The following is a 3,438-nucleotide window of genomic DNA, read 5'->3' as shown; positions in this document are numbered from 1 at the left end:
AATTTATTTTATCAATCAATCAAGGTAAAACACTTTGATTACTAACATTATTTAAAAATGAAAAGCTCATTTATAAAAATAATGGTAGCAGCTCTAATGTTGCTATCAACTTCTATCAACGCACAAATAAAAAATGAAAAAATAGAAACAGTTAAAGTCTATGGTAACTGTGGAATGTGTGAAACTAAAATCGAAAAAGCAGGAAGTATTAAAAAAATTGCTAAAGTCGATTGGAACCAGGAAACCCAAATGGCAACATTAACTTATGATGCTAGTCTAACAAATCAGGATGAAATACTTAAAAGAATTGCGTTAGCAGGTTATGATAGCGATAAATTTCTAGCTCCTGATGAGGTTTACAATAGCCTTCACGGATGTTGTCAATACGATAGAGTAGCAAAAGTTCCTGTAAAAAAAGAAAACATAACTACTGCTAATACCGATGACCATTCCAATCATGGAAACCATTCTGAAACAACTACTAATGTAATTCAAAATGAAAATCAATTAAAAGCTGTATTTGATAATTATTTTTTATTGAAAGATGCTTTGATAACTTCTGATGGAACCAAAGTAGCTGCAACTTCAAAAGAACTTTTAACAGCTGTAAATAATGTCAAAATGGACAAGCTTGATATGGAGGTGCACATGGTTTGGATGAAGGTTTTAAATCCAATAAAAGAAGATGCAGAACACATCGCTGATACAAAAGATGTAAAACACCAACGTGATCACTTTACAACATTGTCAAAAGATATCTATACTTTGATTAAAGCAGCAAAATACGAAGTACCTGTTTACTTTCAATTCTGTCCAATGTATAATGATGGCAAAGGAGCCAATTGGTTGAGCAAAGAAAACACTGTAAAAAACCCATACTATGGGACAATGATGTTAAACTGTGGAAAAACAGTAGAAACTATTAAATAACCTAAAAAAAATAGAAATGAAAAATTTATCAATGATAGCTTCATTCATTGGAGCAATATTTTTAACCTCTTGTAGTAACAACGATGACAATATGGATATGACATTAAATGTCGATTATCCAGCGGCATACATTGTAAACGGAGAAGATGGTTCCGTTTCAGTAGTAAAGTTAAGTACTAATGAAGTAACCGGAACTATAGAATTAATGGGAAGTGGTTCAGATATGATTATGTGGCCACATCACATTTCATCACACCAAGATCATCTAGCGATTGGTGTTCCGGGAATGGATTTGAGTGCAGGTCATTCTGGTTTAATGACATCAGGGATGACAGGAAAATTGTTAGTAATTGATGCTATGAATGGTTCGATTGTAAAAAACATCAACCTGCCATTAATGAACCATAATTCTATTTATTCACCTAACGGAAATGAAATTTGGGTACCTCAAATGGATGAAATGAATAGTAAAGTCTTAGTATATGATGCTACTACCAATGCTTTATTGAATACAATCGATGTCGGAATGATGGCAGCTGAACTAACATTTTCTTCCGATGGTACAAAAGCCTATGTGGCAAATGGTGATGATGATAGCATAACAGTTATAAACACGGCAACAAAAGCGATAATTACAACTATTGCCGTTGGAGATAATCCTGTTGGTGCCTGGACAGGAAGCAATGGTAAAATGTATGTTGACAATGAAGACGGACAAACTATTTCTGTAATTGATGTAGCTACAAACTCTGTTGATGAAACAATTACTTTGGGCTTCATGCCGGGAATAGCATCATATAATGGTCCTAAAAATGAATTATGGGTTTCCGATCCAATGGCTGGAAAAGTGCATTATTGGACTTGGGATACAGGAATGAATATGTGGATGCACGGAAGCTCATTTAATACTGGTGCCGGTGCACATGCAATTGCATTCACAACAGATGGTAATACTGCTTATGTAACCAATCAAACTGCTAATACAGTTTCTGTTGTAAATACCACTAATCATTCAGTAACAAAAACAATCAATGTTGGAAGAAAGCCAAATGGGATTGTTATAAAAATGTAACACTTTAATAGACTAAGTCTTATGTTGGCATAGGACTTAGTTTTATAAAAAATAATTGTACTAATATGTTATTCAAAAATCAAGTAAAATACTTTACAGCACTATTAATATTGGTCGCGCTTTCGATGAATGCACAGATTAAAGTAGGTGATACAATACCATCAATTACACTAAAAAGTAATAGCAACAGCGATGTAAACACCTCATCTTTTAAAGGAAAATACGTGCTTGTCGATTTTTGGGCATCTTGGTGTGCGCCTTGCCGATTGGGTAATAAAAAATTAGTAAAGCTTCATAATGAGGTTAGCCCTGATAAAATAGAAATAATTGGAATATCAATCGACATAGATGTCAATAAATGGCTAAAAGCAATTGAAAAAGATAAAATCAAATTCACTCAATTGATAGACCCAAAGGGATTTGATGCTAATGCAGCCTTAGTTTTCGGAGTAGATGAATTACCGTCAAAATACCTATTTAATCCCGAAGGTGTCCTAATAGCGAAGAATCCAACAGAAGAAGAAATAATGAAATTAATAAAAGAGTAAAATGAAACGCCCATTAACATTATTTAGATATAAAGGAGATTTAGTAGGCGTTCCATCTTCAATTAAAAAACAAATATTAAATACAGATGAATAAAATAAATAAAGTGCGTGTAATTGTAGCATCAATCGTTTTGATGTTCTCAATAAAGAGTAACGCCCAAATTGTGAAAGCCGAAATCAGGGCTACTGGTTTAACTTGTTCTATGTGCTCCAATGCCATAAACAAACAGCTAAAAACATTGCCCGAAGTAGTTAATGTAGAAACCGATTTAAACACCAATACGTTTACGGTAACGCTGACTGAAGGCAATACATTAAGCCCAAAAGTATTTAAGGAGAAAGTGGAAAAAGCAGGTTTTTTTATCGGGACATTGGTATTAACAGCAAAACCTGAAACCATAACCCAAAGTACTTATATTTTGGTTAATAATAACACAGCCAACGGCACCGAAATACAATTTCAGGTAGTAGACAAAGGCTATGTGACTGAAAAGGAATTCAAAAAATTATCCAAATCATACAAGAATGTTGAAACGTATGCTTCAAACAATGAAGATGATTTCCACATTAAAATTCTGAATTAATGAGAAAGATTATTTTATTTTTAATTGCAATAAGCAGCCAAAACATTACTAGTCAGGAGTTATTCGTGGTAACTGATCCGGCCAGTAATGTTCCGGCAAATTCGTTGGCAGTTAATGTAATGCAGTCACTTTTCAAAGAGGAAATGAAATCAGGCTATAATTACCATTTCATGCCCGAAGTAACTTATGGACTTAACAAGAACATCATGTTCCGGGCTTCTGCCTTTATAAGTAACCGTAGTAATAACCTCGTTACTGAGGGAGGCAGTTTTTATACAAAGTATCGTTTTTATTCCTCCGATGA

The 3,438-nt window shown here is 33.7% G+C and carries 4 protein-coding genes and 1 pseudogene; all 5 read left to right on the top strand.

The features are described 5' to 3' along the window. Nucleotides 1-57: 57 nt before the first annotated feature. Complete coding sequence (locus C0512_RS14835; RefSeq protein WP_290862952.1) at nucleotides 58-930, top strand: DUF3347 domain-containing protein; 873 nt, start codon at nucleotides 58-60, stop codon at nucleotides 928-930. Nucleotides 931-946: 16 nt separating this feature from the next. Beyond that, nucleotides 947-2,002: a YncE family protein gene (locus C0512_RS14830; protein WP_290862950.1), complete on the top strand. Its 1,056-nt coding sequence runs from the start codon at nucleotides 947-949 to the stop codon at nucleotides 2,000-2,002. 125 nt (nucleotides 2,003-2,127) lie between these two features. Then, on the top strand, nucleotides 2,128-2,550 hold the full coding sequence (locus C0512_RS14825; RefSeq protein WP_290862948.1) for a TlpA disulfide reductase family protein: 423 nt from the start codon (nucleotides 2,128-2,130) through the stop codon (nucleotides 2,548-2,550). Between the two features lie 86 nt (nucleotides 2,551-2,636). Then, entirely contained in the window at nucleotides 2,637-3,134 is a 498-nt protein-coding gene (locus C0512_RS14820; RefSeq protein ID WP_290862945.1) for a heavy metal-associated domain-containing protein, read from the top strand. Then, nucleotides 3,134-3,438: pseudogene (locus C0512_RS14815) on the top strand (hypothetical protein); the annotation flags it as partial. The gene C0512_RS14820 and the pseudogene C0512_RS14815, both read left to right, overlap by 1 nt.

It is taken from the genome of Flavobacterium sp., assembly GCF_013822155.1.
Taxonomy (GTDB): Bacteria; Bacteroidota; Bacteroidia; order Flavobacteriales; family Flavobacteriaceae; genus Flavobacterium.
This window is presented reverse-complemented; position numbering and strand designations above follow the sequence as displayed.

Excerpts from the sequence above, each read along its gene's own strand:
- C0512_RS14835 (WP_290862952.1), top strand. The coding sequence starts at position 58 with ATGAAAAGCTCATTTATAAAAATAATGGTAGCAGCTCTAATGTTGCTA.
- C0512_RS14830 (WP_290862950.1), top strand. The coding sequence starts at position 947 with ATGAAAAATTTATCAATGATAGCTTCATTCATTGGAGCAATATTTTTA.
- C0512_RS14825 (WP_290862948.1), top strand. The coding sequence starts at position 2,128 with ATGAATGCACAGATTAAAGTAGGTGATACAATACCATCAATTACACTA.
- C0512_RS14820 (WP_290862945.1), top strand. The coding sequence starts at position 2,637 with ATGAATAAAATAAATAAAGTGCGTGTAATTGTAGCATCAATCGTTTTG.